The organism is Sphingobium anseongense, assembly GCF_037725245.1.
GTDB lineage: Bacteria > Pseudomonadota > Alphaproteobacteria > Sphingomonadales > Sphingomonadaceae > Sphingobium.
In genome coordinates, this window is the sequence record NZ_JBBJUL010000038.1 from 1 (window position 1) to 548 (window position 548).

The window sequence follows — 548 nt, forward strand, 5'->3', positions numbered from 1 at the left end:
CGTGAGGTTCACCATAAGCAACCGGCCGTCGGTATCGACCGCGATATGTCGCTTGCGTCCGACGATCTTCTTTGCGGCGTCGAAGCCGCGCTCGTCGGCCGATGGCGCCTTGACCGACTGGCTGTCGATGACCGCCGCGCTCGGGCTCTGCTCTCGACCCTGCTGCTCGCGGTCCAGCATCAACTCGATGTCGTGGATCGTCTGGAACAGGAAGCGGCGAGACAGTTCGCGGAACCAGCCGTAGGCCGTCTGCCAGGCGCCGAAGTGGATGGGCAGCATCCGCCAGCCGCAACCCGAGCGCACGAGGTAACGCACCGCGTTGATCACCTCCCGGAGATCCACCTCGCGGGGGCGGCCGCGCCGCCCAGGTCGGGGCATCAGCGGTGCGATCCGCCCCCACTCTTCATCGGTCAAATCGCTCGGGTAACGCTTCGTCTTGCGCTCGATCTTCGATATCCGGCCACGGCTCGCTTCAGTCCACATCCGCGCCCTGAATCAGACTTCATGCCGCAAGGAAATCCTTCAATCCGATTTTCCAAACAGCCTCT

General features: G+C 63.9%; 1 protein-coding gene. It reads right to left on the minus strand.

The window, feature by feature from the left end:
* On the minus strand, positions 1–483 hold a 483-nt coding region (locus WG908_RS16495; protein WP_340187596.1), incomplete at its 3' end, for an IS5 family transposase.
* Positions 484–548: the final 65 nt, after the last annotated feature.